Annotated in this window: 25 protein-coding genes and 1 pseudogene; 20 read left to right on the forward strand and 6 right to left on the reverse strand. The window is 56.6% G+C overall.

Features of this window, described 5'->3' with window-relative positions:
• The first annotated feature begins 32 nt into the window (after positions 1-32).
• From ROLI_RS12985 to ROLI_RS13005, 5 genes are all read left to right on the forward strand, one after another.
• Positions 33-1,220, forward strand: coding sequence for an FAD-binding oxidoreductase (locus ROLI_RS12985; protein WP_187430016.1), 1,188 nt, complete (start codon positions 33-35; stop codon positions 1,218-1,220).
• 19 nt (positions 1,221-1,239) lie between these two features.
• On the forward strand, positions 1,240-2,073 hold the full coding sequence (locus ROLI_RS12990) for an NAD(P)-dependent oxidoreductase (protein ID WP_187430017.1): 834 nt from the start codon (positions 1,240-1,242) through the stop codon (positions 2,071-2,073).
• 162 nt (positions 2,074-2,235) lie between these two features.
• On the forward strand, positions 2,236-3,018 hold the full coding sequence (gene hutG, locus ROLI_RS12995; RefSeq protein WP_187430018.1) for an N-formylglutamate deformylase: 783 nt from the start codon (positions 2,236-2,238) through the stop codon (positions 3,016-3,018).
• A gap of 614 nt (positions 3,019-3,632) precedes the next feature.
• Positions 3,633-3,911 (forward strand): hypothetical protein, encoded by a 279-nt coding sequence (locus ROLI_RS13000; RefSeq protein ID WP_187430019.1) that lies wholly within the window; start codon positions 3,633-3,635, stop codon positions 3,909-3,911.
• Complete coding sequence (locus ROLI_RS13005) at positions 3,895-4,389, forward strand: hypothetical protein (RefSeq protein ID WP_187430020.1); 495 nt, start codon at positions 3,895-3,897, stop codon at positions 4,387-4,389. Before ROLI_RS13000 ends, ROLI_RS13005 begins: the two co-directional genes overlap by 17 nt.
• Positions 4,390-4,442: 53 nt before the next feature.
• On the opposite strand, the gene ROLI_RS13010 is transcribed toward ROLI_RS13005, so the two are convergent.
• Together ROLI_RS13010 and ROLI_RS13015 are read right to left on the reverse strand one after the other, a co-directional pair.
• Positions 4,443-4,577 carry a hypothetical protein gene (locus tag ROLI_RS13010; protein WP_262386501.1) on the reverse strand — a complete coding sequence of 45 codons (135 nt, stop codon included), beginning with the start codon at positions 4,575-4,577 and terminating at the stop codon, positions 4,443-4,445.
• A 59-nt stretch (positions 4,578-4,636) separates the two neighbouring features.
• A complete protein-coding gene (locus ROLI_RS13015; protein ID WP_187430021.1) occupies positions 4,637-6,001 on the reverse strand; it encodes an MATE family efflux transporter in 1,365 nt (454 codons plus the stop codon).
• A gap of 307 nt (positions 6,002-6,308) precedes the next feature.
• On the opposite strand from ROLI_RS13015, the gene ROLI_RS13020 reads away from it, so the two are divergent.
• The 8 genes and pseudogenes from ROLI_RS13020 to ROLI_RS13055 all read left to right on the forward strand — a co-directional run bounded on the left by ROLI_RS13020 (position 6,309) and on the right by ROLI_RS13055 (position 12,206).
• Complete coding sequence (locus ROLI_RS13020) at positions 6,309-7,592, forward strand: dienelactone hydrolase (protein WP_187430022.1); 1,284 nt, start codon at positions 6,309-6,311, stop codon at positions 7,590-7,592.
• 189 nt (positions 7,593-7,781) lie between these two features.
• A pseudogene (locus ROLI_RS13025) lies at positions 7,782-8,968 on the forward strand (IS3 family transposase).
• Positions 8,969-9,140: 172 nt separating this feature from the next.
• Complete coding sequence (locus tag ROLI_RS13030) at positions 9,141-9,461, forward strand: hypothetical protein (RefSeq protein ID WP_262386629.1); 321 nt, start codon at positions 9,141-9,143, stop codon at positions 9,459-9,461.
• Positions 9,462-9,541: 80 nt separating this feature from the next.
• Positions 9,542-10,309 carry a CDP-alcohol phosphatidyltransferase family protein gene (locus tag ROLI_RS13035; RefSeq protein WP_187431516.1) on the forward strand — a complete coding sequence of 256 codons (768 nt, stop codon included), beginning with the start codon at positions 9,542-9,544 and terminating at the stop codon, positions 10,307-10,309.
• Positions 10,310-10,344: 35 nt separating this feature from the next.
• On the forward strand, positions 10,345-11,163 hold the full coding sequence (locus ROLI_RS13040) for an NTP transferase domain-containing protein (protein WP_187431515.1): 819 nt from the start codon (positions 10,345-10,347) through the stop codon (positions 11,161-11,163).
• 63 nt (positions 11,164-11,226) lie between these two features.
• Entirely contained in the window at positions 11,227-11,355 is a 129-nt protein-coding gene (locus ROLI_RS13045) for a hypothetical protein (protein WP_262386628.1), read from the forward strand.
• 155 nt (positions 11,356-11,510) lie between these two features.
• On the forward strand, positions 11,511-11,789 hold the full coding sequence (locus ROLI_RS13050) for a hypothetical protein (protein ID WP_187431514.1): 279 nt from the start codon (positions 11,511-11,513) through the stop codon (positions 11,787-11,789).
• Between the two features lie 192 nt (positions 11,790-11,981).
• A complete protein-coding gene (locus ROLI_RS13055) occupies positions 11,982-12,206 on the forward strand; it encodes a hypothetical protein (protein WP_187431513.1) in 225 nt (74 codons plus the stop codon).
• Between the two features lie 105 nt (positions 12,207-12,311).
• Here the strand turns inward: ROLI_RS13055 and ROLI_RS13060 are convergent, their stop codons facing one another.
• The 4 genes from ROLI_RS13060 to ROLI_RS13075 all read right to left on the reverse strand — a co-directional run bounded on the left by ROLI_RS13060 (position 12,312) and on the right by ROLI_RS13075 (position 16,362).
• Positions 12,312-13,073, reverse strand: a complete 762-nt coding sequence (locus ROLI_RS13060; RefSeq protein WP_187431512.1) for an SDR family NAD(P)-dependent oxidoreductase — start codon at positions 13,071-13,073, stop codon at positions 12,312-12,314.
• Positions 13,074-13,084: 11 nt separating this feature from the next.
• A complete protein-coding gene (locus ROLI_RS13065; RefSeq protein WP_187431511.1) occupies positions 13,085-14,068 on the reverse strand; it encodes an acetamidase/formamidase family protein in 984 nt (327 codons plus the stop codon).
• A 138-nt stretch (positions 14,069-14,206) separates the two neighbouring features.
• Positions 14,207-15,517, reverse strand: coding sequence for a glutamine synthetase family protein (locus ROLI_RS13070; protein WP_187431510.1), 1,311 nt, complete (start codon positions 15,515-15,517; stop codon positions 14,207-14,209).
• The gene (locus ROLI_RS13075) at positions 15,514-16,362 is read right to left on the reverse strand and encodes a MurR/RpiR family transcriptional regulator (protein WP_187431509.1); all 849 of its coding nucleotides are present in this window, start codon (positions 16,360-16,362) and stop codon (positions 15,514-15,516) included. Before ROLI_RS13075 ends, ROLI_RS13070 begins: the two co-directional genes overlap by 4 nt.
• 193 nt (positions 16,363-16,555) lie before the next feature.
• Between ROLI_RS13075 and ROLI_RS13080 the strand changes: the two genes are divergently transcribed.
• The 7 genes from ROLI_RS13080 to ROLI_RS13110 all read left to right on the forward strand — a co-directional run bounded on the left by ROLI_RS13080 (position 16,556) and on the right by ROLI_RS13110 (position 23,140).
• Complete coding sequence (locus tag ROLI_RS13080) at positions 16,556-17,218, forward strand: isochorismatase family cysteine hydrolase (RefSeq protein WP_222869649.1); 663 nt, start codon at positions 16,556-16,558, stop codon at positions 17,216-17,218.
• Between the two features lie 27 nt (positions 17,219-17,245).
• On the forward strand, positions 17,246-19,120 hold the full coding sequence (locus ROLI_RS13085; protein WP_187431507.1) for an ABC transporter permease subunit: 1,875 nt from the start codon (positions 17,246-17,248) through the stop codon (positions 19,118-19,120).
• A complete protein-coding gene (locus ROLI_RS13090; protein ID WP_187431506.1) occupies positions 19,117-20,268 on the forward strand; it encodes an ABC transporter substrate-binding protein in 1,152 nt (383 codons plus the stop codon). Before ROLI_RS13085 ends, ROLI_RS13090 begins: the two co-directional genes overlap by 4 nt.
• Positions 20,269-20,280: 12 nt before the next feature.
• The gene (locus ROLI_RS13095; protein ID WP_187431505.1) at positions 20,281-20,994 is read left to right on the forward strand and encodes an ABC transporter ATP-binding protein; all 714 of its coding nucleotides are present in this window, start codon (positions 20,281-20,283) and stop codon (positions 20,992-20,994) included.
• A 3-nt stretch (positions 20,995-20,997) separates the two neighbouring features.
• Positions 20,998-21,885 (forward strand): branched-chain amino acid ABC transporter permease, encoded by an 888-nt coding sequence (locus ROLI_RS13100; protein ID WP_222869648.1) that lies wholly within the window; start codon positions 20,998-21,000, stop codon positions 21,883-21,885.
• A 40-nt stretch (positions 21,886-21,925) separates the two neighbouring features.
• Positions 21,926-22,702, forward strand: coding sequence for an N-formylglutamate amidohydrolase (locus ROLI_RS13105; protein ID WP_187431504.1), 777 nt, complete (start codon positions 21,926-21,928; stop codon positions 22,700-22,702).
• 207 nt (positions 22,703-22,909) lie between these two features.
• Positions 22,910-23,140, forward strand: a complete 231-nt coding sequence (locus ROLI_RS13110) for a hypothetical protein (RefSeq protein WP_187431503.1) — start codon at positions 22,910-22,912, stop codon at positions 23,138-23,140.

Consider the following 23,140-nt stretch of genomic DNA (forward strand, 5'->3'; position numbering starts at 1 on the left):
TGCTCCACAAACAACAACAGGGCGCGGACATCATGACACAACACACAACATATGACGTGATCATCATCGGCGGGGCGATCTATGGCTCCAGCGTCGCCTGGTGGCTGAGCCGGATGGCAGGGTTTCAGGGCCGGGTGCTGGTCATTGAAAAAGACCCCACCTATGAACACGCCGCCACGAGCCACACCAACAGCTGCATCCGCCAGCAATTCTCCAACCCGACCAATATCGCCGTATCGCAATTTGGGGCGCATTTCATCAAGAATTTCCAAGCCTTCATGGAGGGTGCCGACGCCCCCAGGCTGACCTTGCAAAGCTATGGTTATATGTATCTGGCCGATACGCCCGAATTTGCCGATACCCTGCGCCAAAGCCAAAAAGTTCAAGCCCAACTCGGGGCCGGAACCAAGTTCATGACGCCAGAAGAGATCGCCGCAGATTACCCGTTCTACATGCTGGAGGATATTCTTGGGGCGAACCACAATCTGGTGGACGAGGGCTATTTCGACGGTGGCACCATGTTTGACTGGTTCAGACGCATGGCACGCAAGAACGGTGCGGAATATGTAACGGATGAGGTCACCGCGATCGCCCGCAGCGCCAGCGCGATCACCGGTGTCACCTTGAAATCCGGCGCGACGCTGTCCTGTGGCACGGTGGTGAATGCCACCGGCACGCGCGGGGCATTGACCGCGCGCATGGCCGGGCTCGACATCCCCGTGGAGCCGCGCAAGCGCTACACCTACATCTTTGACGCCGCCCACCCGCTGGCGCGTGATCTGCCGCTGACCATCGATCCTTCGGGCGTGCATATGCGCTCTGACGGGCGGTATTACCTCGCAGGGGGGCCACCCGATGCAGACCCCGCCGTGGATCACAATGATTTCACCGCCGATCACGCGCTGTGGGAAGAAAAATTCTGGCCCATCATCGCCACCCGCATTCCGCAGTTCGAACGCATCAAGCTGATCAATATGTGGGTTGGGCATTACGACTATAACACGCTGGATCAGAACGCGATCATCGGCCCGCATCCGCAGGTGAGCAACTTCATGTTCCTCAACGGATTTTCCGGACATGGGCTGCAACAATCCCCCGCTCTGGGGCGTGGTCTGGCCGAGTGGATCGCATATGGTGAATACCGCAGCCTCGACCTTGCGCCCTTCCATGTGGAACGCGTATTCAGGGGCGAGAAATTCTTGGAAAAGGCCGTGATCTGATGGGCCGGGAGGGACAGATATGAAACTGGTTTTGACAGGGGCCGCGGGCCGGTTGGGCTCTTATTTGCGCGAACCGCTTGCGGCGATGTGTGATGCGTTGATCAGTACAGATATCGTCAAAGACATCGGCACGCTCTATCCCGGCGAGACCTATATCCGCGCCGATCTGGCCGATATGGCGCAAATCGCACCGGTGCTGGAAGGCGCGGATATGGTGATCCACTTCGGGGCCATCGTGGATGAAAAGCCGTTTGAGGAACTGCTCGGGCCCAATTTCGTCGGCTCCTATAATATATGGGAGGCCGGATATAAGGCGGGCGTGAAACGAATTGTTTATGCCTCCTCCATCCATGCGGTGGGCATGCATCTGAAAACCGATGGTATTGGCGTGGATGCCGAACATCGCCCCGATACGTTTTACGGCCTGGCAAAATGTTTCACCGAAGATCTGGGCCGCATGTATTGGGACAAACGCGGGATGGAATCGGTGCATCTGCGCATCCTCTCCTGTGCGCAGGTCAATAACGCCCGTGCGCTGGGAACCTGGCTCAGCTACGACGACCTGATCCAATTGGTCACCCGCGCGATTGACACGCCATCCGTTGGGTTCACCATCGCCTACGGCGTGTCAAACAATGACCGCGCGCCGGTGAATAACGCCAAGGCCTCCTTTCTCGGCTACCGCCCCAAGGATAACGCCGAATACCTCGCCGCGCAGGTCCTCGCAGAGGCCCCCCCGGTCGATGTCACCGACCCCGGCGAAATTTGTCTTGGTGGACCCTTCGCCAAGGTCGATCTGGGGCAAAGCGGCATGGCCCATCTGAATGTGATCGATGACCGCAAAGAAACCTGAGTGCGCAGCCCTCTATGCCCCAACAGGCTTGGTGATACGGCAAAGGTGAACACCCCATCCGCGTTACCACTCATGTCAAACGGCACGCCAGCGTGATATGCTCAACCCTGCGGCAGGTGTTTGCGCCCCGCAGTGTCGCGCCACCAACAGGAGCCCCGTGCCATGCCCGTTGATGTTATTGCCGGATCAAGCCCGCTTATCCTCACCTTTTCTCATGCAGGCACAGAGATCCCGCAGTCGATCCACGCACGCCTCAACGCGACGGGGTGCTGCCTGACGGATACGGCCTGGCATGTCGACCGGCTGTACCGCAGTGTCGTGCAGGACGTGACGGTGGTGCGCGCGAATTATCATCGCTATGTTTGTGATGTTAACCGCGATCCGGATGGGAAATCACTCTATCCGGGCCGCTTCACCACAGGGTTTGTGCCCTTGACCACTCTGGACGGAGATCCCATCTGGCACAACCCGCCAGGCACAAAAGAAGCAGCGACCTGGCGCTCGGCCTTTCATGCCCCCTACCACGCGGCGATCTCCGCACAGATCGCACGCGTGCGCGCAAAACACGGGTTCGCCATCCTCTATGACTGCGACGCCACCCGCTCACATATCCCAAAACTATTTGAACACACGCTGCCCGATTTTAGCATCGGCACCTTCATGGGAACCACCTGTGATCATAAAATCACCGCGCAAATTGCCAGCATCTGCATGAAGGCCCCCAATTACACGAGCGTTGTGAATGGACGTTTTACGGGCGGGTGGAGCACGCGTCGCCATGGCAATCCCAAACTCGGTGTGCATGCGTTACAAATGGATCTGGCGCAATCGACCTATCTGACAGAGGAGCGGGACCCCTGGCTTTACGATGAGGCCAAGGCAGCCCCCCTGCGCAAGGTTCTTGCTGATGTTCTGGGCTATCTGCAAGACTGGCGACCGGCCTAGGCTTCCGAAGGAGCAACAGGTCAAAGGCGCGCCATATGGCGCGACCTTTGAAATTATAAATGCGTTTATTTTCAATATTTTGAACAAATAAAGCAAGGTATCACAAGAGCATTGCAACTGCGACACTGCAGCGGCTGGCCCAAAAATACCGGCCGGAGAATGACGGGGAACGGCCCTGCATCGCTTCGGGATTACGGCGCGCACAGCCCGACCCCATCACTTGAATTATGCAGCGTAATACTCTGAAATTAAAGGCCGACATAGCGTCGCCAACGCGCGCGTTTCTTCTGTGCAACCCTGTCGCATCAGGCAAGCCAGCAGGCTGTGCTCGACCAGATCCCGTTGCGCGCGACTGCCGCCAATCCGGGCCGTATCGGTCATGGTGAAAAAAACACTTCCGCTCCAGCATCGTCGATCATCAGGTTTGTTTGCAACAAAATATCGTTAGCATTTCGTTGAGATTGATTAAGCCGCCCTTAACGGGTCGGTTGATACAAATCAGTAAAGCGCAACAGCACTGTTTCGCTCTTACTTTTCAGACACCAATTAGGGAGATCATGATTTGACGAATCTTGCTGTCGCAAATACCGTCGCGATTGCTCAAGCGAGGGATTATGACCAAACAAGCAGAAGTGACCGACAAGGTGGTACATCTGGACTATGCAGAATTGAGAGATACGATCTTTCGCAACTGCAAGATGGTTTATTCGGGTGGTCAGCCTCCGGCTCTCGAAAACGTGACCATAACGGAATGCAAATTCGTATTCGAAGGGCCGGCATTGAATACAAGTTCCATGATGGCGCTACTTTGTCATACGGGGGATGCAAATTTAGTCGTGAAGGGTATGTTGGGGCTGTCGAACTGGGGACCGCTGAATGGCGAAGAGCAGTAACTCATTCACTGTCATTGAAGGCGGTATATCCAAGGTTTATACTAACGTCGTATTGGGCAAAAACCAATATGGGGCTGGATCAGGCGGCGGAGGTTTTGAGGTGGACGCAGAGACAAAAAACTACCTTGATGCGAAAGTTGAAGCCGTGAAAGCTCAAAATGATGCTCGATTTTCTGAGGTTATTACCAAACTAGATTCGTTCAATGGGAAGCTAGACTCATTCAACCCTGTTTCGTGGCAGCAACAGGCAGGTATTGCCATAACTGGTATCGTGGTGACAATTGGCTTGGTATTTTCCGTTCTTGCTTATGCAAGTGATCGTTTTGACAGCGGCATCGGGGCGATGGGTGCCATTGATGATACCCTTGATGTTCAGCGAGAACTGAACGCTGCACAGGATAAAAGGCTAAATCGTGTCATCCAGTTACTGGAACGTCAAGGTTTTGAGCCACAGGCTGTCCCCGAAGGACAAGACTGACCGTATCAAAGGATGAGAGAGTAGCAACTATTGTCGGCATTCGAGTGCCGCCACTACAACTTTGCAGCGACGAAACCGGCGTCCGTGTGAGGTTGGCCCGCCAGCAACCGATCCAGCGACAGGTGATAGTGATCCGCCGCCCGCGCATCGGACGTCGTGAGCCGGTTGTCATAACGATCCTTGAACATGGCCTCTCCAAAAGACGTTTGCGCAGGCTAGGTCAGCACCGGTGCCGGCGCAAGCGGGCTCACAGCGCAGCTGTCATAAGCTGGCGCAACATTACCCCCCAGAAGCGCACCGACAGCAGCAGGCCCGCCAATCCGAGCCCCACCACAAGACCCATCCAAATACCGATCCCCCCAAAGCCCAGCACGAAGCCGAAGAGATAGGAACAGGGGATGCCCACCACCCAATAGCTGAGGCCAGCGCAGATCATCGGCACCCGCGTATCCTGAATGCCGCGCAACAAGCCAAGCGCGATCACCTGCGCCCCATCCACCAATTGAAACAGTGCCGCCATCGCCAGCAAGCCCACACCAATCGCCAGGATCGCCTCGCGTTGTGGTTCATCACGCTGCATGAAGAGCGAGATCAAATCCTCTGGCATCAAAAGGAAAAGCACCACAGTCAGAGCGGCCATGATCAGCGAGGCAAGCGTAACGACGCGCGCGCCTTTTTTCATATGCTCCGGGTCGTGGCGCCCAAAGGCGTTGCCCGCGCGGATGGTCGCCACATTGCTCAGACCCATGTGTACCATGAATGTAATCGACGCCAGTTGCAGCGCAATCCCATGCGCTGCCAGCGGCACCGTGCCGAGCCATCCCATCATCATCGCCGAGGTGGCAAAAAGCCCGACTTCGCTCAGACCCGTCAGCCCAATCGGCCAGCCCAGTCTGAACACCTGCGCAAGCATTTTCCAATCCGCCCGCCAGAGCCGCTGAAACAGCGCATGTTCCGGCAGGACCGCGCGCGCATAGATCACGATACCGATGAGGGCGATGAACTGCGTGGCAACAGAAGCGATCGCCGCTCCCGCAATGCCCAATTCAGGCGCGCCCCAATTGCCAAAGATCAGGGCGTAATTCACGAGCGCGTTGACGATAGCGCTCAAAACAGTGATCCAAAACACCACCTGCGTACGTTCCAGGGCGGCGAGGTAGGATTTCAGCACCATCACCTGCAGCGCCGGAACAATGCCAAGGCCCGCGATGCGCAGATAGGCGCTGGCATCCGCGGCCAGCTGTTCGCCCTGCCCCAGCAGGCCCAATAAGGGCTCGGAGTACAACATCATCGGCAGCACCAGGACCGCAAAGCCAAGGCTGAGCCAAAGCCCCATGCGCGTGGCGCGCCGCAACCCGACCTCATCCCCCTCCGCCTCAAAAGAGGCAACCATTGGCATCACGGCCCAGGCAAAACCGGAACCAAAGATAAACAGCACAAAAAAGAAGGTCGACCCCAGGGTCACCGCCGCCAGCGCCTCCACCCCGTACCAGCCCAGCATCACCGTGTCGGTCACGCCAATCGCCGTCTGCGCGAGGTGCCCCCCGATCAGCGGCAACCCTAGCGTCAGGATCGCACGGCCGTGTTCGAAATATGTCATCTCTTTGCGCATATATCTCCCTTACGCCGCGCGCGCCGCGCTGGAAAGGGGTAGGCTTTGGCCGCATCGGATCAATCGACCAGTCCCCATTCCCGTTTGATGAGGTCCGGTTAGTGGAAGATACCAGCTGCTGCTTGTGAAACAAATTCCGTTAATCTGACCCGATCTGTACCATTGCTGCCCCTGAGATGTGACAAGAGTGCACATGAAGGAAACCCGATCAAACCAAAAATTTGCAGCATAACGTCTTGAACGGTTGAGAAACTTGTCTCTCTATACGATAGAGTATGTCAACAACCGCGCCGGTGGAGCCCCAAGAATGAAGTCCAGACGATCCCTAGCTGCCATGACTGCGCTTCTGGCGGCGCCCGCGCTGGCGAATCCGATTGATCTGATCCGTCCGGATGCACCGGAATTGGCCGACTATGGCCTGTTGCCTGTCGGCGTGCAGACGCTGGATCTTGTGAACCCAGGCCAGATTGACATCGTCAACATCACTGAGGATGCGCAGCCGCTGTATGACCGCCCGCTGCGCGTGGAAATATGGTATCCGGCAGCGGCAGGAACCGAACCCGGCGGCACCTACCGCGCCATGTTGCGCGATGGCCGGACCGAGGTCACGCTAAGCGGGCGCGCCGCGCGTGACGCCACGCCCGCTCAGGGCGAAAAATACCCCCTGATCCTGATCAGCCACGGCTATCCCGGCAATCGATTTCTGATGTCGCATTTGGGTGAAAACCTTGCCTCCAAGGGGTATGTCACCGTTTCCATAGACCACACCGACAGCACCTATAGCGACCAGGATGTTTTTGGATCGACCCTGCTCAACCGCCCCATCGACCAGAAATTCGTGCTGGACCAGATGGCGAACCTTGGAGGAGATCTGGGCGCGCTGATTGACGCAGATGTCGCGGGTGTTATCGGCTACTCGATGGGGGGATACGGTGCGCTTGTCTTTGGGGGCGCGGGCGTGACGCAATCGGCGACGGAATACAGCTGGGGGGCGCCAAACGGGCTTCTGGCGCAACATCTTGCCGGATCAGAAAGCCACGAGGCGCTGGTTGATCCACGCTTGCGCGCCATCATCGCCATCGGTCCCTGGGGGCGGAATGCGGAACTGTGGGACGCAAATGGTCTGGGGGGGTTGCGTGTGCCGACGCTTTTCATGGCAGGCAGCGCGGATGACGTCTCCGTCTATGGCACCATCCGCACGATGTTTGCCGAGACCGGTGGCACCGACCGGCATTTGTTGACCTTTGAGCACGCCAATCACAACGCCGCCGCCCCGATCCCGGCACCGCGCGAGGCCTGGACCACGGCGGAGGATCTGGATTTTGTACCCTTTGAGCATTATGCCGATCCGGTCTGGGACAGCACGCGCATGAACAATATCGCCCAGCATTTTGCCACCGCCTTCATGGATTTGCACCTCAAGGGAGACGTCGCCAAACGCCCCTATCTCGATTTGATCCCGGATTCTGAGGCCGGCATTCAGGCGCTGGATGAAGAGGCCAACCCGACCGAGGATCACACCTATTGGACAGGGTTTGCCCTGCGCACCGCCAAAGGGCTGCGGTTTGAAACACTGCTCAAGGGGGAGTAGTTTGTACAACATCTGAGAGCTCAAGGGCGCACTGGCCAATAGTAAAATCTCTTCTGACGCGTGAGGGCGCAAGCGCTCTCTGTTTCTGGCATGAGCTCAGAACTTGGGAAAACGCCCTTCAGGAAATGGGACTGAGCCTCCCCCATTGAAGTGGTCCGCCCCTATAGTTAGGAAAACGGAGGACCAGAGATGGCCATTAAGAGACCCAAGCCCGAAGGGATTGTCGTGAAGTTACGGCAGGTTGAAGTTCTGATGGGGCAAGGCATGCCTCGGATTGACGCAATCAGACAGATCAGCGTGACTGAACAAACCTATTATCGCTGGAAGAAGAAGTATGACGGAATGGGCACGGAACAACTCAAGGAACTGAAGCGGCTACAGAAAGAAAACGAGCGCCTTAGGCGTGCGGTTTCTGAGCTGACGTTGGACAAGTTGATCTTGAAGGAGGCCGTATCGGGAAACTTCTGAGCCCCTCGCGTAGGCGGGTCTGCATCGATCATGTGCGTAGTCGGTTCAAGGTTTCTGAGCGACGTGTTTGCCGCGTTCTGTGCCAGCACAGATCCACACAGCGCCGATTGCCACGTGGACGCGCTGACGAAGAACGCTTGGTCGCGGATATGATCGAATTGACGCGCCAATTTGGTCGATATGTCTACCGTCGGATTGCGGCCCTGTTGAGAGATGCAGGCTGGCAGGTGAACGACAAACGTGTCGAACGGCTTTGGCGGCGTGAGGTGCTTAAAGTGCCAATTCCGTCGTTTCACGAAACGACGTTAACAACCAAAGAAGGGACGGCTCTGGCTCAATGATGGTTCCTGTGTGCGGCTGCGTCCCGAGTATCGTAATCACGTCTGGTCATACGACTTCGTGCATTACCGAACCGACGACGGCAGAGCCTTTAGAACGCTCAACATCTTGGATGAGCACAGCAGGGAATGTCTAGCGATCCGGGTGAAGCGCAAGTTGAATTCGACCGAGGTCATCGACGCCCTGACGGACTTGTTCATCCTGCTCGGTGTTCCTGCCTACATCAGGTCTGATAACGGCCCTGAGTTTATTGCTGAGGTTGTCAGGGATTGGATCAAGGCCCCCTCTCAGCGATGCTTTGCATCGCCTGCCGGGCAAAGGTTGGAACAAAGACTACATATATCGAGACTGGGTCACCGTGGGAAAACGGATACTGCGAAAGCTTCAACGGAAGAATGCGTGATGAATTGTTGAACGGCGAAATCTCCTACTCGCTGCGGGAAGCACAGATTATTATTGAAAGATGGAGGAACCATTACAACACAAAACGACCACATAGTGCTCTGGGCTACCGCCCACCTGCGCCAGAGGCCATCGTTCCGATGGACCAAACGCCAATCATGCAATAATTTTCAAACTGGACCACCCAAGTGGGGCTGCTCAATTCGGCCAAGACAACCTACCTGAACCTTGCGACGTTTTATGCTTTCCTGAAACGCCACAGCCAAGACACCAAATACACCCGCCATACCGCTGATCTTTGCGCTGGATCAGGCGCTGACTGACATTCTGCGGATCGGCGTGACCAAACGCTATGCGCGTATCAGGGCCCGCGCGGATCTGCTGCGTGTCGGCATGCGCAGGCTCAACCTCGAATTCCTGATTGACGAGGCCGACATGTGTTCGATCCTGACCACCGTGCGGGTGCCGCCCTCGATTTTCGTGCGCGATCTGCGGGACCGGTTGCGGGAGAAATCCATCATCATCTACGAAGGTAAAGGGTGCTTAGCAGGCAAGGTGTTTCAGGTGGGCAATATCGGAGAATTATCGGACTACGACATCCAGTTCTTCCTTGCCGCCCTCAAGGATGTGTTGCTGACCTTGCAGGCTGAGGCGGCTTAACTCGTGGCCCCGGTCAGACCCAAGCGTGCAACTTTGGTTATGCTTCCCAAGCCCGAAGGCGCGCTGGTAAAGGTGGTGTCGTGAGCGGCAAAGTGACCCGGCTTTGGGCCACCAAGACCCGCGATGATGAATGGTGGTCGTCTTTCGTGACGTCGCCATTGGCCATTATCGCCAATTCCGTTGCGGTGGACGTTGCGTGGATGACGCCGAACCGGATCACAGCGGCGTCATTTCTGTTCGCCGTGATCGCAACAGTCGCAATCCTGTTGGGCGGAACCGGATGGTTCATCGCGGCGGCAATCGCGATCCACGTCAGCCACATCCTTGATTGCATGGACGGCCAGATGGCACGCTACCGGCAGGTATCCTCCCCCGAAGGCAGTTATTATGACCGCCGGACGGATCAGGTGCAGGTCGCGATGTGGTTTGGTGCTGCCGGGTATGCGGCTTTTGTGCAGACTGCCAGCGTGATCCCTGTCTTCCTCGCGCTGATCGGGATCGCGTTCTATGGCCTGCGCGGCTATGCCAAATACGTTGCCCTGGAAATCGAAACGACCCGCGACCCAGGCTATCCCGCCGAGATCGCGCGGTTGAAACCAGTAAGGACTACGACGGGGATCGGCTTTGCTCTGCGCGATAACCTTCTGTGGTTTTTGAAGGAGCAACGCAAAGTGCTCGCCTTTGACGAAGGCGTGTTCATCTTCATGCTTTCCGCCGCCCTCCTCTTTGACCAACTCATATCGATGCTCTGGGTTTTTGCGGCAAGTCAGCTCTTCTGGGGCAGCTATAAATCCTGGCAGCGCGGCAAAAACATCGCCGAAAACCGGACACGACACCTTCAAAAGTAATCACACCCCTTGCAGCCCATTCAGGACATAATGATATGAAAAACGAAATCAATCGCCCTCCCATGGCTGTGATACTGGCCGCAGGCGTCGGCTCCAGGCTCAGTCCACTGACAGATAATTGCGCCAAAAGCCTTCTGTCCGTTGGCGGATCGGTCATTCTGGAAAGGATGATCCGCAATTGCCTGAGTTGCGGTCTGTCACAATTCGTTCTGGTGCTCGGGCACCGGGCGGATGAGATCAAACAATTCGTGGACAAGACGTTTCGGGGCATCCGTGTCACCTATGTGATCAACGACCGCTACCGCGAGACAAACACGGGATATTCCCTGATGCTGGCGTCCAAGGCGGTCGGCACGGCAGAATTTGCCAAATTAGATGCCGACGTCGTGTTTAATGTGAAGATCCTGCGCCAGCTTGCAGATGACCGGCGCGCCGATGTTCTGTGCATCGACCAGAATATCGTCCTTGAGGACGAAGAGGTTAAGGTCATCACGGATGATCAGATGCAGGTGCTTGAGGTTGGTAAATCCGTCGATCCCAAACGGGCGCTGGGTGAATACATTGGGATCGAGAAAATCAGCGCCAAGACGGGCCCGCTGCTTTTTGCGGAGCTTGCGCAGATGATGCAGAGCCCGGCACGGTATCAGGATTACTATGAGGATGCTTATGCGCGGCTCTTGGCAAAGGGGGCTGTCTTTCACGTGCTGGATATTACGGGCACAAACTGGACAGAAATCGATGACGCTGATGACTTTGCAGCCGCAAACGCGATGTTTGGAACGCCGGTCACGACGGTGTCGCGCGGCCAGCAACGGGCGATAGACGAGGCTGCGGCAAAACCGATCAGAGCATAGGAACGACCGCAGCCGCCCTATGCCCTTTTGGCACCGGACCGCTGCACCTTGGAAGGACGCAAAATGGCCAAAGGTAAAAACAGCAACAAAGAGGCGAAGAAACCAAAGCAAGAGAAGCCTAAAGTGGTGGCAACGGCAAATTCTCTGGCGGGCAAGCCCGCACTTGCGATCGGGAGAAATATGAAAAAGTAGACGGCGATCTCGCACGCTGGAACTTGTAGGGTATCACAGTGCCTCTTTGAACAGGGTGTTCAGAGAGGCCGCATTTTTGACGTGTCTTCGGGGTGGGATTCAATGATCTGCGTTATACAATTAAGGTGCCCCGCAAAAAAACCAAGAGGGCGGCCATGACAGACGAACAAGAAAAAACCACCACAAAGGTACATTACATCTGCCAGACATACACTGAAAAGAAGACGGGGCGTGGTGCGCAGGTCAGCTTACAAATAGATAAACAGCTCCAGTATGCCACTGCCTCACAGGCGCAGGAGCGCGCAGAACGCGAAGTACGCTCTGATAGCTGCGCGGGCGCTGATGCCTATATGGTCACAGAAGACCCAAGTTCAGGCGAAGTAGGAGAGCCGACGTTTATTGTTCGGCTCGGTTGCGTACCCGAAGCGGATTGATCCCGGGCTATGTAAGATCGGTCCTGCGCCATGTTTATGTCCTGCCCTGAGGAGAAAACGTCGCAGTAGGATAGTCGGGACAGGCTCTTGGACTGGCGGCAGGGCCTGACCTGCTCCCCGTAGGTGGCGCAAATTTGGGTTCGCTTTGTTCAGGTCTTGGTCTTCTTGTGACCTGTTCCACCGGGGTCTGTGGTGATTGAAATCGACGCGCCAGACAGCGATGCGGGCGCGCGCGATCTGCCGTTCGAAGAATGGACAGAAACCTTCGGCACCGAACGCCTTATGGGTGCACTGCTGTTGGGGCAGACCCGGAGATATGATAAAAGCATAAGAGATCCCAGCAGCGCTCGCAAATGGGAGAGCGTTGCCATTTGCTCTTTCTGCCTGCGCTCACCCATGAAGCTGCCGATTGAATGACCAATCGACCGCACCACGGTCTGATCGGTTGTTCAAAGCGACTTCTGTCGTGTCGAAAAACAAACCAGGTTTTCGCAGGTGGTGTCCCGGCAAATCAGAAAACCATCAGAGCTGAACGCCCTTCGTCAACGCGCCGTCGATGACCAGATTGGTGCCCGTCGTAAAGCTGGATGCGGGGCTCGCCAAAAAGACAACACCGCGGGCAATCTCATCTGGTCCAGCCATGCGCCCCATGGGATTGAGGCTCATTGCTTCGGCAAATAATTCCGGCATATTCTCTTCGATATTCTGCCAAATGCCGTCTTCGAAATATGTGTTGCCGGGCGAAACCGTATTGGCACGAATACCCTGCGGGGCCAATTTCACGGCCTGACCCTGAGCATAGTGCACCAAGGCCGCCTTGAACGCGCCGTAAGCAGGGCCGGTGAAGTCAATTTCACGGCCCGATACCGATGAAACAAGCGTGATTGAAGCCGCATCAGATTTTTCCAGATACGGCATGGCGGCATTTACCAGACGCACGGAATGCATCATGTCGACCGCAAAACCCGCCTCCCAAGCGGCCTCGTCATCGGCCACAGCAAGGGCCGAGACATTGGCCACCACGATGTCAATCCCGCCCAAAGCATCCGCTGATGCCGATACCCATTGTTCCAGCGCGGCTTTATCAGCGACATCGACGCCGTTTCCAAATGCGTTGACGCCCTTCGCCTTGAGCGCGTCAACCGTTTCAGTAACACCTGCGGCGTCGCGCGCACAGATCGCAACATCCGCGCCCTCGGCTGCGAACACTTCCGCGCAACTGCGCCCGATGCCTTTTGTGCCGCCGGTGATCAGAACGCGACGTCCTTTAAGTCCTAAATCCATGATGTTTCCTTCTAGGCTAAGTATTCTTTGCGCATTGATGCGCCCAGCGTATATTTTGGATCGACCATATTGCCGACGCGCATCTTGCCCGCTTGTGTGGCAAGAAAATAGGCTTCGCTCTCTTCAAAACCATAATCATCCACCATCCAGCGGATCAGATCGCGGTAGGCCATCCGGGCGGCATCTTCCATCGGCCGTGCGGATCCGACGGACATGATAAACTCTTCTGTTTCCAAGCGCACGCCTGGGATGGACCATCCCTTGATCAGATCAATATGCAACACCACCGTCGCAGGAATTTCAACGGCAACGCCGCAAAGCTCCCCATCGCCCTGTCGGCCATGGCAATCGCCAACAAAGAAATGGGCGTCTTTGCGCTGGACCGGGAAATACACCACAGCACCGGGTGCCACATCGGGCAGATCCATATTGCCGCCCCAATAATCCGGTTGCAGAGCCGACACCGCTTCGATTTCCGGGCTGATGCCCATCGTCCCAATGAAAGGCTCAAACGGCAGCGTGATGCGATCAGAAAACTTCACGCCATCTTCGGTCACCTCCATTTTTTTGACGCGTTCCGGCATGCCGGGATTGAGCATGAGGTTCGCATCCGCCACCAATGCACCAAAGCTGGGGATCAACGCTGTGGTGCCTGCGGGCTGTGGTCCGCGCGGCAGCACGCTGTGGATATGAACGGCCAGAACATCGCCTTTTTCGGCACCCTCAACCGCGATCGGGCCATTTTGCGGGTTCACAAAGGGCATATTGAGCACCTGGGAGGGCATGTCGTTTTCGGTTTTGATAACGCCTCCGAAGGCGTCAAGTGTTTCAACCTCAACGACATCGCCGGGCGCGATGCGCAGCACCGGATCTGCATAGGGCCCGTAAACGTAGTGAAACGTGCCCTGGTCCTCCTCGCTCAGCTGGTGCTTTGATCCGAGCTGACCTTTGGCAACTGCTTTTTGACCCATGATTGATTGAGATATCCATGACATACGAGACGATTCCTTTGGGGCGTGGATTGTTTGAGACAATTTAGCCCGGATCAACAACGGCGCCAGAGCGCGGACAAAACGAATGCCTGATACCCAAGATAAATCCGCCAGCTTTCCCGACCCGGCGAACCCGAGCGCTTAATATGTGGCTTCATAGGCCGCGCATCTCTCGACCACATCCATATCGGCAACATGTGCAATCTCAGCAGCCTTATGCGCTCGGTACACGGCCGCAAACGGGTCCCCAAACCAGGACGTGGCGGTTGCATCCTGCTCAAACGCATCAATTGCGGCCTCAAGCGTTTCCGGCAACCTGACAAATCCGCGTTTGTGCAAGGCTTCCTCGTGGAGCAGGGACAGGTCTTCTTCTGTCGGGTGGCCCGCCGACAAACCGTCCTCAATACCTTGCGCCCCCGCATGGACAATCGCCGCCAGTGCCAGATAGGGCGAGGCGGCGGCATCAGCAGCGCGATATTCGATGTTGAACTGCTGCGCAATTGAGATCGGATCTTTGGCCGTAACGGGGCAGACCCGCAAAGAGGCCTCTCTGTCGCGAAACCCAAGATTGTTATAGGCGGCGGACCAACGGTGCGGTGTCAGGCGTTCATATGAAATGACCGAAGGGGCCGTCAGCGCGATAATGCTGGGCAAATACTTCAGCACGCCGCCGGCAAAGGCGTCGGTGAGCTGCGACATGCCGCAGTTGCCGGCCTCATCATAGGTGACCGGTGTTCCTGCGTCATCGACAAAGCTCATGTGGATATGCACGCCGTTCCCAACACTGGCCACATCGCGAATAGGTGTGAATGTCGCCGCCTCGCCCAGGGAGCGCGCCACGGAGCGGGTGAGTTCTCGCAATATCACCGCCTCATCGGCGGAGCGCACACCCTGAGCCGGGCCAACAACAACTTCATATTGGTTGGGCCCATATTCTTTCATGATGCTGTCGGGTGCCAATCGGGCTGTTTTCAGCGCAAACATAAGCGTTTCACACAATTCCCGTTGCAACTCGAACCCCTCACGACCGTAGGCCTGATACTCCAGCGCGGGCGGGGATTTGAGCTGAAACTCATGCTCAAAGGCGCTAATCAGGTGCACACCCGCCACGTCATGCAATCGCTTGAGCGCGGCTTTCAGGAGTGAGCGCATGCAAAGTTCCCAGGGATCGCCGTTCAGTTTGGTAATGTCCCCGATGAGGAAATGTTCGTTCTGTCCACCCGGCAAACTGACGTCAACCGCGGTATTTCCGTCCGGTATCAACAGCAGATCCCCCAAGGCACCAAAAGGGCTTTCCCCGATGCGGTCAAAACAGGTGATCTGGACATTGGTTGGCGTCCAGCCAACCCCCCTCACCAGACGCTTTTCCAATTGATCGGCGGGAAATGCCTTGCCACGCACCTTACCTGCGATATCGCTGGTGGCTGCAAAAATCAGAGGCATAGTGTTCATGTTTGCTGGTCCTTTGGGGCGATCCTGAGGTCTTCCCAGGCTTCCATGCGGGCGCGCGTTTTGTCCCAATTGTGCTCAGCGATGCGGGTCACAATGGCTTCTGTCACGGCAAGTGCGGCTGAATAGGTATCCCATAGCGTCCCGCTGTCTATGGGGACGGGCAAGACTTCCCGGGCATGTTTCGAAATTGGTGATATCCATTTGTCCGTCATCAGGACGATCCGGGCATGACGCACCCCGGCGGCCCTGCGCGCCAGCTGTTCCAGCAGCGGATCGTAGCGGCGAAAATCGACCATGTAGAGAATATCACCCTGGCGCATCCGCAGCAGATAATCGGGCCATTCCTCCGCATTGCTCGGGAGTTGAAACACGTCCTTCCGGATCAGCTGCAAGTGAAAGGTCAGGTGTTTTGCAATCGTATCACTGATCCGCCCGCCCAGCACGTAGATGCGGCGTTTCGGGTCAGTCAGCAAGGCGCATATCTGAACGAATTGATCTTCGGTAATGGCATCTGCGGCAATCGCCATTTGAGACGTGGATTTTGCGATGAAATCCTTGAGAAAACCACCTTCTACCTGCCTGTTGGGCGCATGAAGCTCGATCGGCGAGCGCAGGCCTTGTTTAAGCTCGGAAATCAGCTCGCGCTGGAATTCCTGATAACCCTCCAAACCAATCTTGGTCACAAAGCGGGAGATGGATGGCGCCGACACCTCGGAGTGTTTTGCAAGCTCATGGATCGGCGACAGACCCGCAAACGGATAGTCCGACAAAATGGTCGCGGCAAGCTTGCGCTCTCCGGTCGTCAGGTTTTCCGCTTCTTTTTCAATACGCTCACGGATCATCATATGCCGGTAATTGCCTTTCTTTTCAACAAAGGTGTTCGAATTATAATTTCACGTCAACAATTTTTATTGACAATGAAATATTAGTTTCGTTTGCTTTACCGAACGAAAACGGATCACGGATGCCCATGCCTGCTCAGAACACCTCCTTTTTCTGTGGTGTCTGAAGATGCTCGCACAATCCTAAGAGGACATGATGACCAGCAACACGAATGCGATTCTGACCCGTGAGGTCCCGTTGGTCCCTGATCAATCGGGCCTCCTCTTTATTGACGTGCAAAACTTCAGCGCAAAGAGAGAGGGTGCGGAATTCAAAGACCTGACGGATGCGGAATTTGACAAAAGCTATGGCTGGTTCTTTGAGCAGCTCAACAGCCGCGTGGTGCCAAATATGCAAGCTCTGCAATCGGGATGCCGCGCGGCGGGTATCGAAGTGATGTATACCACCATTGAGAGCCTGACCAAGGATGGGCGTGATCGCAGCCTTGATTACAAAATCACCGGGTTCAATGTGCCCAAAGGCTCCTGGGATGGCAAAGTCATTGATGAAATCGCACCGGACGAGGATGAAATCGTTTTACCCAAGACCTCTTCGTCGGTCTTTGTCTCCACGCATATCGACTACATCCTGCGCAATCTTGGGGTAAAACAAATTGTGCTATGTGGTCTGATCACGGACCAATGTGTGGAGAGCGCCATTCGCGATGCCTGCGACCTTGGGTATTTGGTGACACAGGTTACAGACGCTTGTCTGACCTACTCCATGGACCGCCATGAGACCTCATTGCGCGCGATCAAGGGGTATTGCCGGCAAGTCACAACGCAGGAATTGCTCGACGAGTTGACCCACAATGGGTGAGTGTGGGCCGCAAAGCCGGTGCACCAAATGAGTGACAGCGCGCTTCTGTCGCATCCTGCGCGACTTCGGGCGGCCAATATCGCGCGCACAGCGGTGTGTCTGGCACTGCTGGGCGCGGTTGTGCTTGTCCTGACTGTTGTTTTTGGCCGTTCCGGGGAACGCATTGCGGTCCAGATGTGTATTAATGTGGCCGCTGTCGTGGCGCTTTGCGTGTACTGCGGCAATACCGGGATCGTATCATTTGGCCATGGTGCCTTTATGGCCATCGGAGCATATGTTTCAGGCATTTTAACGATGCCCGCGGCGATCCAGCGTACGGCGCTGCCAGATTTACCAAGCTTTTTGGCAGGGCATGAGATGTCGCTGTGGCTCTCTTTGCCTCTGGTTGCGCTAGCCGGGCTGGCCTTTGCCGCCCTGAGCGGGAGCGCCATTGCCCGCCTGATGGGCGCATCGGCGGCGATCGCTTCGCTGGGCCTTTTGATCATTACCCACAGTGTCGCTGTTGGCGCGCGCGAGATCACACGCGGCAGTCAGACCTTTTTTGGTGTGCCCCGCGTTGTTGATCTGACCTTGGCGTTTGGCGCTGCCGTGGTGTTTATCATTCTGGCCCGTCTTTACCGTGAAAGCCCGGCGGGGCTGTTTGCACGCGCGGCGCGCGATGATCCGGATGCGGCAGCAGCTTTGGGGATCAACCCGCAACAAACGCGATTTGTCAGCTGGTGTTTATCGGGCATGATGTGCGCTGTTGCGGGGGCGCTTTACGGGCATATGCTGGGTGCGTTTTCGCCCGCCTCATTTTACCTCTCACTGGTGTTTGCCCATGTGGCGATGATGATTGTCGGTGGCATGGCCTCGGTCGGCGGGGCCGTTACGGGCGTTATTGGGGTGACGCTGCTACAAGATGGCGTGCGTCAATTCGAAGGCGGCTTTGATCTGTTTGGCATCGCAATCCCCGCGGTTTTCGGCCTGACAACCGTCTCTTTGGGACTTGCGATCCTCTTGGTGATCTGGCTGCGGCCAACCGGTTTGGTCGGCAGTTTTGAATTGGGTCCGGGCGCGGGCGCAAGATTGTTCAAGAACATCATCAGACCGTCAGACCCCGCACCAGCACCGACGCGCGTCAAAGAGAGTGTTTTGGTCGCGGACGGTCTTTCCAAGAGCTTTGCTGGTGTGAAGGCCGTCACGAACATGAGCTTTGAGGCACCAACGGGGCGCGTCACCGGATTGATCGGCCCCAATGGCGCGGGCAAATCGACCTTGGTCAATCTGATTACCAGACAATACCACGCTGATGGCGGCCAAACGCGCCTGTCTGATCACGATCTGAGCACCGTATCCCGCGAGGACATCGCCAGGGCAGGTATTTCACGCAGTTTTCAAAACCTGCGACTGTTTCAGGGGCTGACGGTTTACGAAAATGTCATTGTATCGGCCTTGGCCGCAGGGCATACGCGGCGGCGCGCAGCAGAAGTGGCATTACGCGAATTGCAGGCTTTCGATCTGGGCGCATGGGCTGCAACGCCAGCACAGTCCCTACCTTACGGCGCGCGCAAGCGTCTGGAAGTTGCACGCGCCTTGGCACAAGAACCCGTCATTCTGCTGCTGGATGAGCCCGCAGCCGGCATGAACCCCTCTGAGACAGATGATCTTGCGGATCGTCTGGTCAAAATACGCGACGAACGTGGCTTGGGGATTTTGCTGATTGATCACGATCTGAGGTTTGTAAACCGCCTCTCCAGTTGGACGGTCGTGATGCACAGGGGCACGTTGATCGCACAGGGTACCCCGGAAGATGTCCGCGCAAACCCTGCGGTCATTGAGGCCTATATCGGTCGGGGCAGAACCGCTGCGGCCGTTACCAAGGAAGAAGAAAATAACCTAAAACAAGGAGTAAGACCATGATTTTAAGAAAGCTTCTACTCACCACGACAAGCGCGCTTGTGCTTGCAGGTGCCGTTCAGGCAGAGGATTACGTGATCGGCGTGATGTCCGCGCAATCGGGATATCTCGCTCCCTATGACGGCCCTGCCTATGCCGGGTTTCAGTTCTGCATCGATCAGAAAAACGCAGCAGGCGGGCTGAATGGCACGCATATGGTCAAGACCATCGTCAAAGACACCCGCTCTGACATCGCCGAGGGCGTAAAAGTGGTGCAGGAGATGATAGATGACGGCGCTCAGTTCATCGTGTCCTCTGCGGATGCGGACCCGACCATCGCCGCGGCTCAAATCACGATGGCGGATGGCATCCCCACGATGACCTTTGCCGGAACCGCCCCCGTTCTGACGCAGGTCGGCACCCATGTGTTTGGTAGCTATCCAGCCGACAACCAGCAAGGCGCGGTCCTTGCGGGGTACGCGCGCGACCAGGGGTTCGAGAATGTCTATTTGGTGAAATCACCGGACAGCGCCTATACGCTTGGCGGTCCCGAGTATTTTGGTGAAGTGTTCGAGAGCTTGGGCGGCAATATTGTCGGCACCTCGAATTACTCGCTCAACCAGCCGGATTTCTCGGCAATTGTGACAACGATCAAGGCCGCAGAGCCTACACCTGATGTGATCGTCACCTGGGCGTGGGAGCCTGACTTCCCCGCCTTTATCAAAGCCTTGCGTGGTGCGGGCCTTGATACACAAGTAATGGGCGGCGATGTGCTGGATACCCCCACGGTGCGGGGATTGGGCGATGTCGTTGACGGTGTCGTGCATACCTCGGGTGGCTTCCCGCATGAAGGGTCCGATTATGCCAAGTTCATCGATGATTTCAAAGCGGCGACCGGCACGACGCCGGATAATAATTACTACGTCAACGGCTGTGACATCGCAAATATGATTGAACAAGCCGTGATGGCAGCGGGCTCGACTGAACCCGGTGCAGTTGCTGCGGCGATGGCCGAGATCGAAAACGGCAAGGGCATCATGTCCGACTTTACGTTCAAGGGGACCGACCGGATGCCGCTGCGCGATGTGGTTGTCGCGCGCATCACCGGGGCCGGTGACAAAGAATTCGTTCTGCGGACCACTGCGGACCCTGAAACACTGCCGCAACCGTAAAGGCATTTGGGGATGGAAACTGCACTCACCCTCAAAGGGCTCGACGTCCGATATGGTCCGGTACAGGCGGCGCGCGGCGTCGACCTGATCGCGGCCAAAGGCGGCGTCACCGCATTGTTGGGTGCAAATGGTGCCGGCAAGACATCAACGGTGATGGCCATTGCGGGTGCACGCAAGATCCATGCGGGGTCGGTTTCCATCTTTGGGCAAGATATGACAGGGGCAACGCCTGACGCCATTGTGCGGGCAGGCGTTGCCATTTCTCCGGAAGGGCGGCGCGTGTTTTCTGCCCTGTCGGTAGAGGATAATTTGACCTTGGCGGGGTCTGTTCTGGGGGATGGTGCGCGCGCGGCACGCCAAAAAGCCGCCATGATGGAACGGTTCCCCATCCTGGGCGAGCGACGCAAGCAATTGGCGGGCCTGTTGTCGGGTGGCGAACAGCAGATGCTGGCAGTCGCCCGTGCCTTGATGAGCGGTCCGCGTCTGTTGCTGATGGATGAACCTTCCCTTGGGCTTGCACCGCAAATGGTTGATACAATTTTCGGGATTGTCGAAGAGTTGCGCGATGAAGGCATTTCGATCCTTCTGGTCGAACAAAACGCGACGCTCGCACTTGATGTGGCGGATCACGCGGTGATCCTGGCCAACGGCGAGGTGGCCGCCGCAGGGGCACCAGGGGATTTGAAAAATGACAAGCTGCTGCAAGCGGCCTATCTGGCGGCCTGACACATGGATTTGATCTTACAACAATCGATCAACGCGATCAGCCTCGGCGGCGTCTATGCGATGCTGGCTTTGGGATTGGCAATCGTCTTTTCCATCGTCGGGCTGATCAACTTTGCCCATGGCGATATCATGACCTTTGGCGGGTACGGCATATTTCTCGCGCTTGCTTTTGGCATGTCGCCGGTATCCGCATTGGCCGTCGGGATTGGCGCTGCGGTGGTGATGGCACTGACGTTGGAGCGCACCGCATTCCGCGCGATGCGCGGCGCGGATGTTGTGACCTTGCTGATCACCAGCTTTGCCGTGTCCGAAATCCTCAAGGTGCTTTTCCAAAACGGCATCTCCGCCCGCCCGGTGCCGATTTCTTTTCCATCCGCCTGGTCGGGCACCTATCAGGTGGGCGGGGCGACGATCGGCGTTGTCCCGACGGTTTCGATCATCGTCGCTCTGGCGTCGCTCACGGCGCTGACGCTTGTGTTGCGCAGAACTGCGACGGGTATGGCAATGCGCGCCGCCGCCGAAGACATTGAAATGCTGAAGCTATTAGGGGTGCGGGCCAATCGCGTGGTGGCGATTGCCTTTGCAATATCGGGATTGCTCGCTGGTATTGCTGCCGTGATCTGGACGGCCCAGCGAGGATCTGTCGATCCGATGATGGGCTTTTTCCCAGTGCTCAAGGCCTTTATCGCAACGGTTCTGGGCGGATTGGGCAGCCTTGGCGGGGCTGTGCTCGGGGGCTTTGTGATCGGGATCCTCGAAGTGCTGACGCAGGCCTTTCTGCCGGACAGCCTTTCCCCTTACCGTGATGCCATTGTGTTGGCGCTCGTGATCGCAGCGTTGCTATGGCGCCCGGACGGGTTGCTGCCCGCCAAAAACGCCAATCGTTCATAATGGGACGGGCGCAGGCTCAGAGAGCGCAAAGGGGGGTGTAATGGGCGATGCCGAGGCAAGGCACGTAGGGGCGGTGCATAACGACCCGGCACCTGTTGAGTGGATAAATGCCGACAGCCAAGCTGAAGTTCTGCTGCTATGTGAACATGCAGGACAAGCAATCCCGTCGCATTTGTACGACCTTGGGCTTCCCAAGGGGGCGATTGATCGGCACATCGGATGGGACATTGGTGCCGAGAAACTGGCAAGAGCGGTTGCTGAGAAACTGGACGCGCCGCTCATTTTGCAACGCTACAGCAGGTTAGTCCTGGATTGCAATCGCCCGCCACATTCAGCCGGCTCGATTCCAGAAGTGAGTGACACGGTGGTTATTCCGGCAAATCAGGGGCTTGATCCCAAGGCCCGTGCGCAGCGTCAAAGCACGATCTTCGACCCCTTGAATGACGCGATCCAAGATGGGTTTTTGCGTGCGCCGCGCCGCGCGGGTTTTTCAATTCACACTTTCACGCGACAGATGCAGCTAGGTGAGCGGCGCACATGGGATGCGGGTATCTTATGCCGCCGCGATTTGCCCACCGCACAAACCATCCTTGAAAGCATCACGCGGGCGGACCCGGCGTTGACTGTCGCGCTCAATGAACCCTATCAAATCGAAGAGGACGGCGACTGGTTTATTCCACAGCACGCAGAACCTCGCGGCCTGCGCCACAGCCTGATTGAAGTCTGTAACGATCAGGTAGAAACGGAAGTACAGGTTGAAAAATGGGCGGAACTCCTGGCCGTCGCTCTGAGGGATGTTCTGGCTCAAACGCGCTGACCTCTGCCCTCGTTGTTTTATGAACGTCTTGGCTCTTGCGTCACACTAGCGCCATCGACCAGCGCGGCGTTTGTGGCGGGGATGGGGCGGCACCGCGCGAGTTTTCAAAGAACCGTACTAGAGTAAGATCGTCCCCGTCTTTTTCCCATGGCCTGAATGGATAAGAGGGGGCCAGCGGCCCCGAATGACAAGCAGAGGATTCGGAAAATGACGCTTCAAGCGATCGGTGTAGATGTGTCGAAGGTGCATCTTGATGTTCATAGCTTGCCAGATGGCAGGTATGCTCAGTTTGAGAACGATATGAACGGTTTTCGAAAGTTCCTGCAGTGGGCGCGTGAACAACCCCTCAGAATGGTGATTTTTGAACCGACTGGGGGCCTATCATCGCGCATTTGGGCATGCCCTTCACCGGGCAAAATACCCCTTGGTGAAGGTTAA

Source organism: Roseobacter fucihabitans (genome assembly GCF_014337925.2).
GTDB classification, from domain to species: domain Bacteria; phylum Pseudomonadota; class Alphaproteobacteria; order Rhodobacterales; family Rhodobacteraceae; genus Roseobacter; species Roseobacter fucihabitans.